Origin of the sequence: Micromonospora sp. NPDC049047, from assembly GCF_040649135.1 — a bacterium.
In the GTDB taxonomy this organism is placed as follows: Bacteria; Actinomycetota; Actinomycetes; order Mycobacteriales; family Micromonosporaceae; genus Micromonospora.
Genome location: NZ_JBEZEY010000027.1, coordinates 89,969 through 105,072, shown reverse-complemented (window position 1 = coordinate 105,072; position 15,104 = coordinate 89,969). Strand labels below are relative to the sequence as shown.

General features: G+C 72.4%; 22 protein-coding genes. 17 read left to right on the top strand and 5 right to left on the bottom strand.

Annotated elements, in window-relative coordinates; genetic code table 11:
• Nucleotides 1-272 precede the first annotated feature (272 nt).
• The 3 genes from AB0B86_RS29835 to AB0B86_RS29825 all read left to right on the top strand — a co-directional run bounded on the left by AB0B86_RS29835 (nt 273) and on the right by AB0B86_RS29825 (nt 2,031).
• A complete protein-coding gene (locus AB0B86_RS29835) occupies nt 273-764 on the top strand; it encodes a DUF2231 domain-containing protein (RefSeq protein ID WP_357406218.1) in 492 nt (163 codons plus the stop codon).
• Nucleotides 765-941: 177 nt separating this feature from the next.
• Entirely contained in the window at nt 942-1,136 is a 195-nt protein-coding gene (locus tag AB0B86_RS29830) for a helix-hairpin-helix domain-containing protein (RefSeq protein ID WP_357406220.1), read from the top strand.
• Between the two features lie 133 nt (nt 1,137-1,269).
• Complete coding sequence (locus tag AB0B86_RS29825; protein WP_357406222.1) at nt 1,270-2,031, top strand: class I SAM-dependent methyltransferase; 762 nt, start codon at nt 1,270-1,272, stop codon at nt 2,029-2,031.
• Between the two features lie 20 nt (nt 2,032-2,051).
• Here the strand turns inward: AB0B86_RS29825 and AB0B86_RS29820 are convergent, their stop codons facing one another.
• Both AB0B86_RS29820 and AB0B86_RS29815 read right to left on the bottom strand, forming a co-directional pair.
• Nucleotides 2,052-3,002 carry a DUF3500 domain-containing protein gene (locus tag AB0B86_RS29820; RefSeq protein WP_357406224.1) on the bottom strand — a complete coding sequence of 317 codons (951 nt, stop codon included), beginning with the start codon at nt 3,000-3,002 and terminating at the stop codon, nt 2,052-2,054.
• Between the two features lie 32 nt (nt 3,003-3,034).
• Entirely contained in the window at nt 3,035-3,427 is a 393-nt protein-coding gene (locus tag AB0B86_RS29815; protein ID WP_357406226.1) for an ankyrin repeat domain-containing protein, read from the bottom strand.
• 63 nt (nt 3,428-3,490) lie between these two features.
• Between AB0B86_RS29815 and AB0B86_RS29810 the strand changes: the two genes are divergently transcribed.
• The 10 genes from AB0B86_RS29810 (at nt 3,491) to AB0B86_RS29765 (ending at nt 9,327) form a co-directional block, all read left to right on the top strand.
• Nucleotides 3,491-3,868, top strand: a complete 378-nt coding sequence (locus AB0B86_RS29810) for a signal peptidase I (protein ID WP_357406228.1) — start codon at nt 3,491-3,493, stop codon at nt 3,866-3,868.
• 110 nt (nt 3,869-3,978) lie between these two features.
• Nucleotides 3,979-4,434 carry a cysteine dioxygenase family protein gene (locus AB0B86_RS29805; protein ID WP_357406230.1) on the top strand — a complete coding sequence of 152 codons (456 nt, stop codon included), beginning with the start codon at nt 3,979-3,981 and terminating at the stop codon, nt 4,432-4,434.
• Between the two features lie 43 nt (nt 4,435-4,477).
• Nucleotides 4,478-4,966 (top strand): rhodanese-like domain-containing protein, encoded by a 489-nt coding sequence (locus AB0B86_RS29800; RefSeq protein ID WP_357420240.1) that lies wholly within the window; start codon nt 4,478-4,480, stop codon nt 4,964-4,966.
• Nucleotides 4,967-5,007: 41 nt separating this feature from the next.
• Nucleotides 5,008-5,550, top strand: coding sequence for a winged helix-turn-helix domain-containing protein (locus AB0B86_RS29795; protein WP_357406234.1), 543 nt, complete (start codon nt 5,008-5,010; stop codon nt 5,548-5,550).
• Between the two features lie 248 nt (nt 5,551-5,798).
• Nucleotides 5,799-6,404 carry a winged helix-turn-helix domain-containing protein gene (locus tag AB0B86_RS29790; protein WP_357406236.1) on the top strand — a complete coding sequence of 202 codons (606 nt, stop codon included), beginning with the start codon at nt 5,799-5,801 and terminating at the stop codon, nt 6,402-6,404.
• A 41-nt stretch (nt 6,405-6,445) separates the two neighbouring features.
• On the top strand, nt 6,446-7,108 hold the full coding sequence (locus AB0B86_RS29785) for a uridine kinase (protein WP_357406238.1): 663 nt from the start codon (nt 6,446-6,448) through the stop codon (nt 7,106-7,108).
• Between the two features lie 161 nt (nt 7,109-7,269).
• Complete coding sequence (locus AB0B86_RS29780) at nt 7,270-7,668, top strand: TraR/DksA C4-type zinc finger protein (RefSeq protein ID WP_357420239.1); 399 nt, start codon at nt 7,270-7,272, stop codon at nt 7,666-7,668.
• Nucleotides 7,669-7,716: 48 nt separating this feature from the next.
• Nucleotides 7,717-8,589, top strand: a complete 873-nt coding sequence (locus AB0B86_RS29775) for a DUF72 domain-containing protein (protein WP_357406242.1) — start codon at nt 7,717-7,719, stop codon at nt 8,587-8,589.
• 131 nt (nt 8,590-8,720) lie between these two features.
• Complete coding sequence (locus AB0B86_RS29770; RefSeq protein WP_357406244.1) at nt 8,721-8,906, top strand: hypothetical protein; 186 nt, start codon at nt 8,721-8,723, stop codon at nt 8,904-8,906.
• A complete protein-coding gene (locus tag AB0B86_RS29765) occupies nt 8,899-9,327 on the top strand; it encodes a DUF2267 domain-containing protein (protein WP_357406246.1) in 429 nt (142 codons plus the stop codon). The genes AB0B86_RS29770 and AB0B86_RS29765 overlap by 8 nt, the downstream gene beginning before the upstream one ends.
• A 47-nt stretch (nt 9,328-9,374) precedes the next feature.
• On the opposite strand, the gene AB0B86_RS29760 is transcribed toward AB0B86_RS29765, so the two are convergent.
• Complete coding sequence (locus AB0B86_RS29760) at nt 9,375-10,154, bottom strand: DUF72 domain-containing protein (protein WP_357406248.1); 780 nt, start codon at nt 10,152-10,154, stop codon at nt 9,375-9,377.
• 150 nt (nt 10,155-10,304) lie between these two features.
• Between AB0B86_RS29760 and AB0B86_RS29755 the strand changes: the two genes are divergently transcribed.
• Both AB0B86_RS29755 and AB0B86_RS29750 read left to right on the top strand, forming a co-directional pair.
• Nucleotides 10,305-10,610 carry a hypothetical protein gene (locus AB0B86_RS29755; protein WP_357406250.1) on the top strand — a complete coding sequence of 102 codons (306 nt, stop codon included), beginning with the start codon at nt 10,305-10,307 and terminating at the stop codon, nt 10,608-10,610.
• A 9-nt stretch (nt 10,611-10,619) separates the two neighbouring features.
• Entirely contained in the window at nt 10,620-11,894 is a 1,275-nt protein-coding gene (locus AB0B86_RS29750) for a cupin domain-containing protein (protein ID WP_357406252.1), read from the top strand.
• Between the two features lies 1 nt (nt 11,895).
• Here AB0B86_RS29750 and AB0B86_RS29745 read toward each other — a convergent pair whose 3' ends face one another.
• Both AB0B86_RS29745 and AB0B86_RS29740 read right to left on the bottom strand, forming a co-directional pair.
• Nucleotides 11,896-12,411 (bottom strand): trypco2 family protein, encoded by a 516-nt coding sequence (locus AB0B86_RS29745; RefSeq protein WP_357420238.1) that lies wholly within the window; start codon nt 12,409-12,411, stop codon nt 11,896-11,898.
• A gap of 39 nt (nt 12,412-12,450) precedes the next feature.
• On the bottom strand, nt 12,451-13,755 hold the full coding sequence (locus AB0B86_RS29740; RefSeq protein WP_357420237.1) for a CHAT domain-containing protein: 1,305 nt from the start codon (nt 13,753-13,755) through the stop codon (nt 12,451-12,453).
• A gap of 327 nt (nt 13,756-14,082) precedes the next feature.
• Between AB0B86_RS29740 and AB0B86_RS29735 the strand changes: the two genes are divergently transcribed.
• Together AB0B86_RS29735 and AB0B86_RS29730 are read left to right on the top strand one after the other, a co-directional pair.
• Nucleotides 14,083-14,364 carry a hypothetical protein gene (locus AB0B86_RS29735; RefSeq protein ID WP_357420236.1) on the top strand — a complete coding sequence of 94 codons (282 nt, stop codon included), beginning with the start codon at nt 14,083-14,085 and terminating at the stop codon, nt 14,362-14,364.
• A 417-nt stretch (nt 14,365-14,781) separates the two neighbouring features.
• A complete protein-coding gene (locus AB0B86_RS29730; protein WP_357420235.1) occupies nt 14,782-15,102 on the top strand; it encodes a hypothetical protein in 321 nt (106 codons plus the stop codon).
• Nucleotides 15,103-15,104: the final 2 nt, after the last annotated feature.

Here is a 15,104-nt window from a genome sequence, read left to right as displayed (position 1 = left end):
TCTGCGCCCGCTCAACGGACGACAACCTCTGCCCCGGCATGACCCCTCATCCTGACGAGAATCCACCCCGTTGCAACAACCACTTGAGCCCAAGGCTCGCCGATGACCCGGTTTCCTTGAACGCGAGTCGATCAACCGTTCCGCCCCGACGCGATGGCCACGGGGTGCCCGTTCTCCCTGCCAGCGGCGAGTCGGGCGGCATCGTTTCGCGTCGACCGCGCCCGGGTAGCACCCTTGGGGCAGGTGAGGTGCGCCGACCCGGGGGAGGACCGATGCAGAGCCGACTGCGGGTGCAGGGCCACCCGATCCAACCGATGCTCGTGACGTTCCCGCTCGGGCTCTTCGTGAGCGCCGCCGTCTTCGACCTGACCGACGTCATCGGTGGCCCGGCGTTCCTCGGTGAGGTCGGCTACTGGACGGCTGTCGCCGCACTCGTCGCTGCCGGGCTGACCGCGGTGGCCGGCATGGTCGACCTGTGGGACGTGCCGGGTGACCGCACCCGCCGCACCGCTGTCGCCTTCAATCTGGTGAACACCGTGATGGCCGCCATGTTCCTGCTCACCTGCCTGGTCCGGTCGCACTCCCCGCAACGTGGAGCGTCAGCCGCGATCCTGATCACCGAGCTTGTCGCGTTGGCTGTCGGCGGGGTCGGCGTGCACCTGGGCGCCCGGCTGATGCGCCAGTTCGACACCGGCCGCGCCGAGGCCGGCGGCCTGGAAACGCTGGCCGGCTCCACTGTCGAGATGTCCCGCCCCCGGCCCTGACCCGAGCGCGCCGAGCGCGCCACCGGGCCGTCCGCGCGCGCCGAGCGCGCCACCGGGCCGTCCGCGCGCGCCGAGCGCACCACCGGGCCGTCCCCGCGCGCCGAGCGCACCACCGGGCCGTCCGCGATCCGGCCGCCAGGCCGGCGCCGGGACGGCCGAGCCGCCTATCATCCGCGGATGACGTCTGATCTGGATACCCTCCCGAAGATCGGTGCGCCCGCGACGCGGGCCCTGCACGGTGCCGGCTACACCACCCTGCGCCAACTCGCCGGCGTCGCCCGATCGGACCTGGCCAGACTGCATGGCATGGGGCCGAAGGCGCTCGCCACCCTCCAGGCCGCCCTCGAAGAGCATCAGCTGGGGCTCGGCTGAGATCTGCGAGCGGGACCGCAGCCGTACCACCCGGTCACCGGTCCACCCCAACCTGCTTCGGCAGGGCCCATCTCGCCCGGCCGGCGGGCAAATGGGTTGCCGGCCGGGCGATCGGCCGACAAGGCTGGTCGCCGTGCATGCCACGGATGACGTCGAGGAGTTGATCGCGCAGGGAGCCGCCGCGCCGGTCGACGGTTGGGGCTTCGGCTGGCTCGCCGGCCGGGCCACCGAGGAGCGCCCACCCTGGGGGTACGCGCGGCTGGTCGCCGACCGGATGGCCCGCGTCGACGCGGCGCTGGACGTGGACACCGGTGGTGGGGAGGTGCTCGCCGAGGTGCCGCGGCCACCGAGGCTGCTGGCGGCCACCGAGGGGTGGCCGCCGAACGTCGAGGTCGCCCGGCGGACCCTGCGGCGGGTGGGCGCGACGGTGGTGGCGGTCGCCCAGGACGGGCCGTTGCCGTTCCGCGACGCCTCCTTCGATCTGGTGGTCAGCCGGCATCCGGTGCGTACCGACTGGGCGCAGACGGCGCGGGTGCTGCGGCCGGGCGGCACGTTCCTGTCGCAGCAGATCGGGGCGGGCACCATGCGGGAGTTGAGTGAGGCGATCCTCGGTCCGCTGCCCCCGCCGGCCGAGCGGCACCCCGAGCACGCGGTGGCCGCCGCCGAGGCCGCCGGCCTGCGGGTGGTCGAGCTGCGGCGGGCCACCCTGCGCGCGACCTTCGCCGACGTCGGGGCGGTGGTGTGGTTTCTCCGCAAGGTGATCTGGACGGTGCCCGGGTTCACCGTCGACCGCTACCGCGAACAACTGCGCGCCCTGCACCACCGGATCGTCAGCGAGGGCCCGTTCGTGGCCCACGCCCAGCGTTTCCTCATCGAGGCCACCCGCCCTCGTTGACGAGTGTGGCCCGCCGCGCCTCAGTGCCGGTGGGCCCGGTGGTGGGTGGCCAGGATGTCGGCGCCGAAGTCGCTGGCGGGGCGGCGCAGCACTGTGTGCGCGTGGTTGCCGTCCGCTGTGGTGTTGTCGTACTCGATGAGCAGGTCGTCGCCCTGGACGCGGTAGTAGTGCCGCTGCCCGGGGTGGGTGGGGCCGGCCCAGGCGAAGTGCAGTTGGCCGGCGTCCAGCCGGGCCGCCTCGCGGATCGCCAACTCGGGCGGCAACCGGTCCAGGTAGACCGCGACCACCTGGTCGAGCAGGGCGCGGCCGGTCGGCCCCAGCCGGGCCGCCGACACGCCGAGCGGTTCCAGCGGCCCGTCGACCCGCCCACGGGTGGCGCTGATGATGTCCGCCGGGGCCTCGTCGGCGATGATCGCGGCATCCCGCTCGGCCGGCCCCAGCGCGTCGAGCAGGGCCCGGGCCAGGTCCTCCTCGACGCCCAGCGGGCGGGAGACCGGGCGGCCGGCGTACCGGACCGCCGCCGGGTTGGCGCCGAAGAAGATCGGCGCGGGGGAGACCTGGTCGTCCACCACCGTCATGTTCACCGACAGATGGTGTCCTTCCAGCCGCCACGCCCAGCGGTCGTCACGCGCCGGATCGCCGAAGACGGCCACCCAGTAGTCACCGCTGTGCCGCCCTCGCTGCCAGTCCTCGGCCCGGTCAAGCACCTCCTCCAGCGCGATGATCGCCATCGCCTGCGCGTACGCCGAGGGGCTGAGCGCGGTGGCCAGCAGCCGGTGTGCGGCCTTGCGGCCGGCGATGTCGAGCGCGGCGAGGCAGACGCCGGGGCGGGGGCGGGGGCGGTATTCCAGCCACCGTCGGTTCGACTCGTCGTCGAACGGGTGTACGGCGCTGTCGCGGGCCGTGGGGTTGAGCGCGGCCAGCAGCGCGGTGGCGGCGGTGCGCATCTGCTCGGGCAGGGGATCTTCCACCGACCCTGTATACCGGCCGGTCGCCGTCGGTGTCAGCCGGTGCGCAGCAGCCGCGTCATCTCCGGCAGGTCGAAGAACGCCGCGGTGTCCAGGGCCGACGGGTTACCGTGGGCCGGGTCGGCGCCGGCGGCGAGCAGCGCGCGGACCGCCTCGGTGTTGCTGCGGAAGACAGCGGCGGCCAGCGCGGTCTGACCGCGGTCGTTGGCCCGGGAGTGGTCGGCGCCGCGACTGAGCAGGGCGGCCACGGTGTCTGGGTGGGCGTGGTAGGCAGCCAGGATCAGCAGCGTGTCGCCCTTGTCGTTGGTGAGGTTGACGGGCAGGCCGGCGTCGACCTGCGCGGCCAGTTCCTCGGTGGAACCGGCCCGGGCCAGGTCGAACATCCGGTGCGCGAACGCCAGCGTCTCGGCGTCGAGGTGGTCGGTCACCGGTTCAGGTTAGTCGCCACGATCCTGATAGGTTGCTCGGCCGGCGTGCTGGGGGAGGGTCCGATGGCGGAGACGGTGTACGTGGGCAACGCGGGTGTCGACGGCGCCGCGGACGCCGGTTGGCTGCTGGGGCACTTCGTGCCGCCGGGCGAGATCCGGCACAGCAGCGAGGTCGAGGTGAAGTGGGGTGTGCATCCGCCCGGGCAGGCCCGGTCGCGGTGGGCCACCGGAGAACGGCGCACCACCCTGCTGGTCCTCGTCGAGGGGTGTTTCCGGGTGGAGTTGCCGGACCGGACGGTCCGGCTGGCGGCGCCCGGCGACTACGTGGTGTGGGGCCGGGGGGTGGACCACTCCTGGTTCTCCGAACGCGCGTCGGTGGTGCTCACCGTGCGGTGGCCCTCGGTGCCGGGTTACCGGGTGGACCCGCCGGTGCTGCGCTGATCGTCGAGGGCGGGGACGGCGTCCCACCAGACGGTATTACCTACTAAACCTATAGGCTTTACCGTCTAGAGTACGAGGGCACCCCGCCGAACGACCCGCGAGGAACCGCCATGACGCACCACCGCCCGGAGCCCGACCTGCGTACCATCGCCGCGCGGTGGGCCGACCCGGCCGGCTGGCCGGTCGCGTTGCGCTACGACCCGGCCGAGCGTTGGTACGCACGCCTGCACGGCGGCGACGACCATGAGGTGTGGGCCCTGAGCTGGCTGCCCGGACAGGGCACCGACCTGCACGACCACGGTGGCTCCGCCGGAGCGTTCCGGGTCGTCGCCGGCGCGCTCACCGAGCAGACGGTGAGCGCCGGTCGGCTGCGCCCCCGGCTGCTGCCCACCGGCGCGGTGCGCCGCTTCGGCGCCCGCCACGTGCACCAGGTGACCAACCAGGGGCCGGTGCCGGCGGTGAGCGTGCACGTCTACCGGCCGGCCCTGCTGCGGATGACCCGCTATCACCTCGTCGACGGCCGACTGCGGGTCGCCGAGGTCGCCGAGGCCGGCCGGTCCTGGTGAGCGGCCCGCCACGATCCATACCCGTCACCGGAAGGAACCCATGATGCAGCTGACCGCCGAGCACTGCCCGGCCCCGGTGCCGCCGCCGGGCGCTCGGGGCATCGACGAGATCCTGGCCGCCGCGCGTGCCCGCCTCGACCGACTGGACCCGGAGCGGGCGCACCTGGCGTACCGGGCCGGGGCGCTGCTCGTCGACATTCGACCGGCCGCGCAGCGGGCCGCGCACGGCATGGTGCCGGGCTCGCTCGTGGTCGAGCGCAACGTGCTCGAGTGGCGCTTCGACCCGCGCTGTCCGGCCCGCCTGCCGCAGGCGGTCGACTACGACGTGCCGGTGGTGATCCTCTGCCAGGAGGGCTACACCTCGTCGCTGGCCGCCGCCGCCCTGCAGGACCTCGGACTGCACCGGGCCACCGACGTGGCGGGTGGGTTCGCGGCCTGGCGGATCGCCGGTCTGCCAGCCCTCGGCCCGACGCCGCTGCACCGCACCACCGCTCCCGCGCCCCCGGTCGACACCGGGCGAGCGCGTCGCTGACCGTCCCGCCGTAGCGGGCGTACCGCCACCCAGGAGGCACCATGTCCGTCGTCGCCATCCCCACGCGCCGTCACCCCGGGCTGCGCCCCGCCCGGCCGCGCACCGCACCGACCCTGACCATCACCGTCGACCTCGTCCCCGGGCCGCTGAGCCCGCGGCTTGCCCGACTGGTCCAGCTGCTCGGTGAGCTGGCCGAGTCGGGGGAGGGCCAACCGGGTGCCGTCGAGGACGTCGCGGCGGGGCCGCGACCGGTTCCGCCCATCGCCGAGTTGCCCGCCGACGTGGAGCACGTCCACATCCTGGCCGGCTCGCGGCTGGTCCGCCGTGGCGGCCAGGTCGTCCCGCTGACCCGCATCGAGTACGAGTTGCTGCTGTTCCTGGCCGAGCGGCCGCGCCGGGTCTTCACCCGCCCGCAGTTGTTGTCCAGCGTCTGGGGTTACCAGCACGCCGTGGCCCGGACCGTTGACGTGCACGTCCGCCGGCTCCGCGCCAAGCTCCCCGGCGCGGAGCTGATCACCACCGTCTACGGTGTCGGCTACCGGCTGGCCGACGATGCGGGGATCAGCGTGGACCACGATCGCTGAGCCCTCACTCCGGCGATCCGGCGAGGCCGCACCGAACGGGACGGGGACCCCCGTATCGGGGCATCTGGCGGGCTCTGCTGTAATCATCTGACCTCACACGCAGAGCGAGCACGTGGCTCCGATGTGTAAGTCAATTGTCACAGTCATGCAACGCGGCCGCCTCTTGACCCTCGCCCAAGCGCCGGGAAACATCGATGAAGCGGCGTCCCGGGCCGTGGGGAGATACCCGGATCAGCCCAAGGAGGACCATGTCGGTCAGCCCTGCCTCGCCGCGCGCCGGATGGCATACGTCCCAACCTCCGGTGCCCGGTCGACCTCCCGGCGGCCAGCGTCGCCCGGCCAACACCGCCGCGCCCGTGCTCACCGTGACGCTGTCCATCCCGCTGGCCTGCGAGGAGTCGTTGACCCCGGCGGCACGTCGGCTGCTCGAAGCCGCCCGCGAGATGCTCGAGCGGGGGGAGGGCGTGATCGTCGGCGCGGTCCCGGCCGAGCGCCGCCCCGAGCAGACGTCCTCCAACCGAGCGTCGACCCGCGCGCTCAGCCCGACCATCCCGGCCCTGCACATCCTCGCGTCGTCGCGCTCGGTGCTGCGCGACGACGAGCCACTGCCGCTGACCCGGCTGGAGTTCGACCTGCTGCTGCACCTTGTCGCCCACCCGCGCCGAGTGTTCACCAGGCTGCAACTACTCAACGCCGTCTGGGGCTACGAGCACGCCGGCGTACGCACCGTCGACGTGCACGTGCGTCGGCTGCGCGGCAAGGTGGGCGTCGACGTGCCCCTGGTCACCACGGTCTACGGAGTGGGCTACCGGTTGGCCGACGACGCCCGGGTCACGATCGACCGCACCGGCTGACCGGCGGCACCGCCCCGCCCGGCGCGGGGCAGGATGGTCCGGTGCGCATCCGCCCCATCTCGCCCGACCTGCTCGTCGACGAGCTGACCGGCCGGCTGGCCGCCGCCGCGACACGCGCCGCGACCGACGCCGCCGGGCCCGCGCGACTGCGGGTGGCGGTGGACGGCCCACCCGCCGCGGGCGTCGACGACCTGGCCGCCGCGCTCGTCGACCCACTGCGCGCCCGGGGTCATCCGGTGCTGCACGTCCGGGCCACCGACTTCCTCCGCCCCGCGTCGCTGCGCTTCGAGTTGGGCCGCACCAACCCGGACTCCTTCTACGAGAACTGGGTCGACGAGGCCGGACTGCGTCGCGAGGTGCTCGACCCGGCCGGTCCGGGTGGTACCGGGCGACTGCTCCCGTCGCTCTGGGACGCCGACGCCGACCGCGCCAGCCGCGCCCGCTACGTCCACCTGCCACCCGGAGGCGTCGTCCTGGTCAGCGGCCCGCTGCTGCTCGGCGGCGGCCTGCCCTTCGACGTCACCGTCCACCTTCAGCTGTCCCCGGCGGCGCTGCGCCGGCGTACCGAAGCTGCCCAGCAATGGGCGCTGCCGGCCTTCGACAGGTACGCCGAGGAGGTCGTTCCGGCGAGCTTCGCCGACGTGGTGGTCCGCGCCGACGACCCCCGCCACCCGGCGCTCGTGCAGCCCGACGAGGACGCCTGAAAACCGTCGAGATCGTCGGTTTGCTCGGCTCGTCGGGTGGGTACTCGCCCGGCTCACAGCGCGCGGGTGATCGCCCGCGCACCAGACGCGACAGTGACCGGGGCACCACGCCGCCGGCAGCCGGTTCACCGAGAGCCAAGGCCCAGGAAAGGCAGGCAGCGATGCTCGTCCACGACACGGTCGGTACGACCCGTCCCCAGGCGGAGATCGACCAGATCCGGCAGTCCCTGCAGGCGCGCTACGACGAGCTGACCGCCGAGTACGACCAGGCCGTGCTCCAGAGTCAGGTGCTGCGACTGGTGGAGGTCGGTGACACCGCCGGCGACGACCAGGCCGACAGTGGCACCAAGACCGCCGAGCGGGACACCGCGCAGTCGCTGCTGCGCACCATCCTCGACCGCCGCGCCCAGTATGAGCACGCCCTCGGCCGGCTCGAGGAGGGCACCTACGGCTGGTGCGAGGGGTGCGCGGCGGCGATCCCGGTGGAGCGGCTGGAGATCTTCCCGGCGGCCACCACCTGTGTGTCCTGCAAGCAGACCCGTGAACGGCGGGCGGCCTGAGCGACGCCAGCGGTTGCCGGTCGGTTCAGCACGCGATGGACTGCACCCATGGGTGACATCCTGGTGGGCACCGCGTCCTGGACCGACCGCACCTTGCTCGACTCGGGGTGGTACCCGCAGACCGCGGACACCCCGGAGAAAAGGCTGGCCTACTACGCCCGGAAGTTTCCGCTCGTCGAAGTGGACGCCACCTACTACTCCCCACCCGCCGAGGCGACCGCGAGGCTGTGGGCCGAGCGCACCCCGGCGGGCTTCACCTTCAACATCAAGGCGTTCAGCCTACTGACCGGACACCCCACCCGGGTCAGCGCGCTCTACAAGGACCTGCGACCGGAGACCGACAAGAAGAACGTCTACCCCGACGATCTACCCGCCCAGGCGTACGAGGAGGTCTGGACGCGGTTCCTGTCCGCGCTGGACCCGCTCGTCGAGGCGGGCAAGCTGGGCGCGCTGCTGTTCCAGTTCCCGCCCTGGTTCACCATCAAGCGGGCCAACAAGGAGTACCTGCTGGAGGTGGCCAAGCGCTGCGCGCCGCTGCGCCCGGTCTACGAGTTCCGGCACGCCTCCTGGTTCGACGGCGACAACGCCGACGAGACCCTCACCTTCCTGCGCGAGCACAACCTGCCGTACGTGTGCGTGGACATGCCGCAGGGTCACCGCTCGTCGCTGCCCCCGGTGCTGGCCGCCACAGCGGACCTCGCGGTCGTGCGTTTCCACGGCCACAGCGACAAGTGGACAAGCAAGGACATCCACGAGAAGTTCGGCTACCACTACTCCAAGCGGGAGCTGGCCGACTGGGCGCCGAAGCTGCGCGAGTTGGCCGACCAGGCCGGCCAGACCCACGTGTTGATGAACAACTGCTACCGCGACTACGCGCAGACAAACGCGACGACCCTGGCCGGGTTGCTCGGCGCGGACTGAGAGGTCGCCGCGGTCACCACTCACCCGACCGGGGTGAGGTCGGGTCACCCGGGCCGCCGGCAGGGTGGACGCGGTGGGTGCGGCCACCGGGTCGGTGGCCGCCGCCGGAGACGACACGGAGGTGACGGGGGATGACGGTTCGAGTGGTGACGGATCGGCGGCGTGGAGCCGTCCTGCACGTGGTCGGCACACCCGACGACGCCCGGCGCGCCCCGCAGGGCAGCCCGGTGCGGGCCCGACGCGGCCCGGTGGGGCCGCCACGTCGCACCGACGACCGACGGTGGGACAACACGGAACGGGGGGCCACCGATGGCTGACGCGATGATCTCAGCGTTCGAATCCTCGCTGGACAAGACGAACCTGATCCTGAAGGACATCGAGGACGCCTACGGTTGGCCGAAGGATCGGCGCAACCAGTCGTACGCGGCGCTGCGCACGGTGTTGCACCTGTTGCGCGACCGGCTGCCGGTGGACGAGAGCGTGGAGTTCGCCCAGCAGTTGCCGGTGCTCGTGCGGGGCATCTACTTCGACGGGTGGGTCCCGTCGGACGTGCCGATCAAGCTCAACCGGGACGACTTCCTCTACGAGGTCCGCCAGGGCTTCCCGTACGACGCGGAGGGCGGCCCGGAACGGGTGACGCAGGTGGTGCTCGACACTCTGCGCCGACACGTCACGCAGGGCGAATGGCAGGACGTGAAGGACACCATGCCGGCCGACCTGGCCACCATGATGCCGTGACGACCTGATCCGCGCCGGAGCCCGCCCGACGACCCCGTCGGGCGGGCTCAGTCGCCGGTGGGGTCCGCCTCGGCGGCGGTCGGCACCCGGGACACCGGCTGCCCGACCCGCCGGGCCTCCGCCGCGAACGCGACAGCGTCCACGATCGCCGCGCCGCCCGGGTCGTTGTTGAAGTACACGTACGCCGGTTCGTCCGCGCCGAACGTGTCGTCCAGCCGGTGCGCCCAGGACCGCAGCGCCGCGCGACCGTAGCGGGGCCAGGGTCGGGCCCGGCCCTCGTGCAGCCGCAGGTAGCCGAAGTCGGTGGTGCGCCAGAGCGGCGCGACGGGTCGTCCGAGCCGGTCCGCCCAGACCAGGGCCGCCCGACGCCGTTCCAGCACCGCCCGGGTGGCGTCGGTCCACCAGGAGGGGTGTCGGGGCTCCACCGCGACCCGCACGTCCGCCGGGAACAGCCGCAGGGTGGCGTCGAGCGCCGCCACGTCCACCCGCAGGTTCGGCGGCAGTTGCAGCAGCACCGGGCCGAGCCGGTCACCGAGCGCGGTGGCCCGACCCAGGAACCGGGCCACCGGCTCGGCCGGGTCACGCAACCGTTTGATGTGGGTGAGATAGCGGCTCATCTTCACCGCAACGCAGAAGTCCGCGGGCGTCCGGGCCCGCCAGGCGGCGAAGGTGTCCCGCTCCGGCAGCCGGTAGAAGGCGTTGTTGACCTCCACCGTGGCGAAGCCCTCGGCGAAGTGCTCCAGCCAGAGCCGCTGCGGCAACCGCTGCGGATAGAAGCGGCCCCGCCAGTCCCGGTACTGCCAGCCGGACGTACCCACCAGGATCACCGTCCCATCGTGACACTGCCGCCGGTGAACCGCCCGTCTCGCCCCGCTTCGACGTCTACGGTGAGGGTTAGAGAAGATCGCGCGTGGGGTACCACCCGCAGCACGACGAACCCCGGCGTACGGCGGGGCGGCACACCCGAGGGAGTACCGATGGCACTCAACGACGACGACATGCAGACCAGCGGCGGCGGCGGCCTGGAGGGCCCGGCCGACGGTGGCGCGACCCCCGGTCACCAGGACGGTGGCGCGGACGGTGGCGCGGAGGGCCCGGCCGACGGTGGCGCGACCCCCGGTCAGCACGACGGTGGCGCGGACGGTGGCGCGGAGGGCCCGGCCGACGGTGGCGCGACCCCCGGTCAGCACGACGGTGGCGCGGACGGTGGCGCGGAAGGCCCGGCCGACGGCGGTGCGACGCCGGGTCAGCAGGACGGTGGCGCCGACGGCAGCGCGCGGTAGCGGCACATCATGACGCACCTCGACCCGCCGGGCGGCCACGGCCGCCCGGCGGTTCCGTCCGCATCCGCCGCCGCCGCGCTGGCCCGTTGCGTCTCTGTCGAACCGGCCAAGTTCGCCGCCGCGCACTGGGGCCACACGCCGCTGCTGTCGCGCGCCGCCGAGCTGCCCGACCCGGCCGGCTTCACCGACCTGCTCAGCCCCGCCGACGCCGATGAGCTGCTGAGCCGGCGGGGTCTGCGTACCCCGTTCCTGCGGGTCGCCAAGGACGGCCAGTTGGTGCCGGCGGCGCGCTTCACCGGCGGTGGCGGCGCCGGCGCCGAGATCGGCGACCAGGTGCTCGACGAGCGGGTCCTGGAGCAGTACGCCGCCGGCGCGACCCTGGTGTTGCAGGGTCTGCACCGGATCTGGCCACCGCTCGTCGACTTCGCCCGTGATTTGGGGCTGGCGCTCAACCAGCCGCTACAGGTCAACGCCTACCTCACCCCGACCGGCAGTCAGGGCTTCGCCACCCACTACGACACCCACGACGTGTTCGTCCTGCAGGTCGACGGCCGCAAACACTGGCGGATCCACCCACCGGTGCTGCCCGACCCGCTGGAGAAGCAGCAGTGGGGTGGACGGGCCGACGAGGTCGGGGCGACAGCGCAGGGCCCCGCCGCGCTGGACGTGGTGCTCGCCCCCGGCGACGCCCTCTACCTGCCCCGGGGCTGGCTGCACAGCGCGCAGGCGCAGGACGCCAGCTCGCTGCACCTGACCGTGGGCATCCGGGCACTCACCCGCTACGCCCTGGTCGAGGAGTTGCTCGCGCTGGCCGCCGAGGACCAGCGGCTGCGGGCGACCCTACCGTTCGGCACCGACGTCGCCGACCCCGACGACATCGAGCCGGAGCTGACCGAGACGGTGGAGGCCCTGCGCGACTGGCTGCTGCGCGCCGACCCGGGCGCGGTCGCCGCGCGTCTGCGTCAGCGGGCCTGGCCGGCGGCCCGCCCGGCACCCATCCGACCGCTCGCCCAGGCCGACGCGTTGGCCGCGCTGGACGCCGACACCCGGGTCACCCTGCGGCCGGGCCTGCGCTGGCAGTTGGTGCCGCACGGGTCGGACACGGTGGCGCTGCGGCTGTTCGACCGGACCATCACCCTGCCGGTGAGCTGCGAGGCCGCGGTCCGTGCCCTGCTCAGCGGCGCGGTCGCCCGGGTCGGCGACCTGCCCGGCCTGCCCGACGACGCCGACCGGGTCACCCTGACCCGCCGGCTCCTGCGCGAGGCCGTCCTGATCCCGGCCTGAGCTACCCGGCGGTGACCGCGACCAGCTCGATCCGGAGCGTGTTCGTGATCTCGTCGGTCAGCTCGCCCTCCGCGCCGACCGAGATCGTGCCCTGGTCGGTGACGCCGAAGACGAGTTCGACGCTGGCGGTCCGCAACACCAGCGGGTCGTCACCGCCGCTGCCGGCGGCGACCACCGCGCGGATCGTGGTGATCGCGTCCACCAGGGCCGCCGCGACCCCGCTGTGCCGCAGCTCGTGCCGATCCGAGAGATCCTCGGCGACGAGCGTGATGTCGATCGTGTGGGTCTGCTGGTGGGAGCGGTTGCCGCCCACCTTGACCTTCCAGCCGATCACCGGGACCCGGAAGTCCACGCCACCGCCGGCCTTCGTGGTGACGACCGCGCTCAGGATCAGCTGAACGGAGGCGACCCGCAGGTCGCGGCCCTCGTCGGCGGTGGAGATGCCGGCCTGCTCCACCGCGGACTTCACCGCCGACACCAGCTCCTCGACGGGCACGCTGTAGTCGGTCACGTCCATGCCACACCATCCTTGCGCACGAGTTGGGCAGCCGACCGGTCAGGCGGCCTTGGCGAACGGGTCGCCGTACACGGTGTAGGCCAGCCAGGTCGGGTCGAGCGGGTCGTCCTGCTGTTCGACCCGGGCGGCGAGGGCCGCCGCGCCGAGTGTGGCGCCGTCGGCGAGGGACCGGTAGAACGCGGTGGCGAAGCGCGCCGAACTGTCCGAGCGCACCGCCCAGAGCGTCCCGACGAAAGCGCCAGCACCGGACGACATGAACTGCTGCGCCCAGCCGAGCATGCTGGTGTACGTCGGCGCCACGCCCGCGCTTCGGCACGCGTTGATGAACACCAGCGGGCTGGTCTCCGCCAGCAGTTTCCGGGCGCAGGCGTCGGCGAGCAGGAATGGTTTGAACCGGCCATCGTCCATCTCGATGAACGAGCCGTCCGACGAGAAGGTGTTGTGGCAGGCGAAGTGTGTCGCGCCCAGCCCACCAGATCTGATCAACGCAAGCAGCGCGTCCGCACTGGTGATCGGTTTGTGCTCGGCCGCGCCGAGGATCGCCCGGATGGCGGCGACCTCCTCGTACGCCCCGGTCGGCGCCTTCGGCGGCACCACGAAGTGCGGGTTGCGCAGGCCGACCTTCGCGGTGCGGTGCTGCCCGTAGGTGCGGCGGACCACGGGGACCTGCTCGACCAGGAAACCGGCGTCGCGCTGGTCGCTGAGCGGGTAGAGCAACTCCCACGGGACCACGTCGTGGTCGGTGGCGATCGTGAAGGCGCTCATGTCGGCGCCGACCTGCCAGAACTGGTCGCGCACGTCGGCCGGCACCAGCTCCGACCACAGCTGGATGCCCGTCGACCTGATGACCTCGCGAATCATCGTCGCGCTGTAGCGGGAACCACCACCGGCCAACTGCTGCATCTCCCGGATGGCGTTCTCCACCGCGACGTCAGGTGTGGTCGTGGCCGACGCGACGACCGGGGCGAACAGCGCCGCGTCGGAGCGCAGCTGGAAGGTGTACCGGCCCCCGTCGACCCGGACCTCCATGGTGACCTCGCCCGGCCGTGCCCGCGGGGCACCCATCGGCGCCGTCTTCGGCTGGCCGGGGCGGAACGTCCCACCGTCCGCGACCAAGACCTCGACCGAAACCTCGGTGAGGAAGGTGCCGCCCGCCCAGGTGGTCACGTCGACGCGATGCAGACCAGGAGTACGAGCCCCGAAGCCGAACCGGATCGGATCCGGATCGATGCCGGGCTTGACCAGGACGGTCTGCTGGAGCGGACCCTCGGCGTGCAGGCCGGCGGGCGCGTGGACGGTCACGGTGACAGGTGTGCCGGCGTCGGCGACGAGGAAATTCGGCATCGGCGCCACCACGGCGTCTGGATGGACGGATCGACCCTCGGTGACGAGCCGAACCTCGACGCTCAGGTCCTGCCCGGCCGGGACCCGAGCGGGCGCCCGGACCACCAGCTGCCGGTCTGACCTCGGAACGGTTTTCGAGGAGGGGGGTCTCGCCCGCCTTGCCGGCGGTTCTACCCGCTTGGGCCTATCGCTTCCCGTCGTGCCGGGCCAGGTCGGGGTTACGGGCCGGCTCCCCTTAGGCGCGGAGCCTACGTCCACTACGCGTGTTGACGGTTCGTCCTCGCGGCGGAGCGGATAAGGCGCGCGATACCACTCGCGTGTTGACGGGTGGATCAGGTAGCAGGAGACGCGGGAGAGCGTGATACCGCCGGTGGCGAGTGTGTCTCGAGCGAGCCGTGTGCCGATGGCCGCCGCCGCAGCATCGCCCTGGTCAACGGTGAACTGTCGACTGATCGGCCGGCAGGTGTCCAGCAGGAAGCCACGCAGCTGAGCGACGGCATCCGGGTCCGGATGGCGGACGACCTCCGCCACGTCAGTCACCCGGAAGTCGACTGTGAACCACGCATCGAAGTAGTCCGCATTTATCGTGGCCAGCCGGACGTCGAGTGAGACGTCGTGCCCGCTGGTGTCCACCTCGTATCGGGTGGAGTACCTGGTGTGGATCCCCGACCCTGTCAGTAGGTCATTCTCGGGGACCTCCAGGTCACCCTGGCGGGTCAGGTAGACGACAGTCGCCTCCGGGTGCGCGCGGGGCGGCATGTCAACGTGCACCGGCTCCTCGCTGAGGACCAAAGGGATCACCGGCCTGGACGCTCTGAGCCGCGTGCCGAAATTCTCCGCGAAGCTGTCGACCCGACTGTTGATCCAGCGTTGGCCGAGGAGCAGGCTGAGCCGCTCCCGGTGTGTCCGACGCGATTGGAGCGCCCCCAGCGCCCTGGAAAACGCCGCAACGTCCGGTAGTTCAGCATCGTCCACCAGCACCGCGATAATTTGGACCGTCAGCTCGTAGGCCGTCTCGATCTCGCGGTGAATGAGCTTCTGGAGGTCCTGCGACGGATCCCGCAGCACGCTGAGAAACTGCGGTCCGATCACGACGATCAGCGCCGCCGAGGCGGACAGGCGACGCCGAAGATCGGCGGTGGTCTCGACCACGCTCGGATCGCCGCGCCTGATGTTGTCGTCGCCGACGCGGGCAGTCAGCGTGTCGACGAACAGACGCGCGGCGACGCTCTCACCGTCGGTGTGGTAACTCAGGGAGAAGCTCACCATCCCGCCCACGATATCGAAGATCGCGCTCTGATTTTCGCCGCGTCGATGGTCGGTTTCTCGACAGCCTCAGTGGACTGATC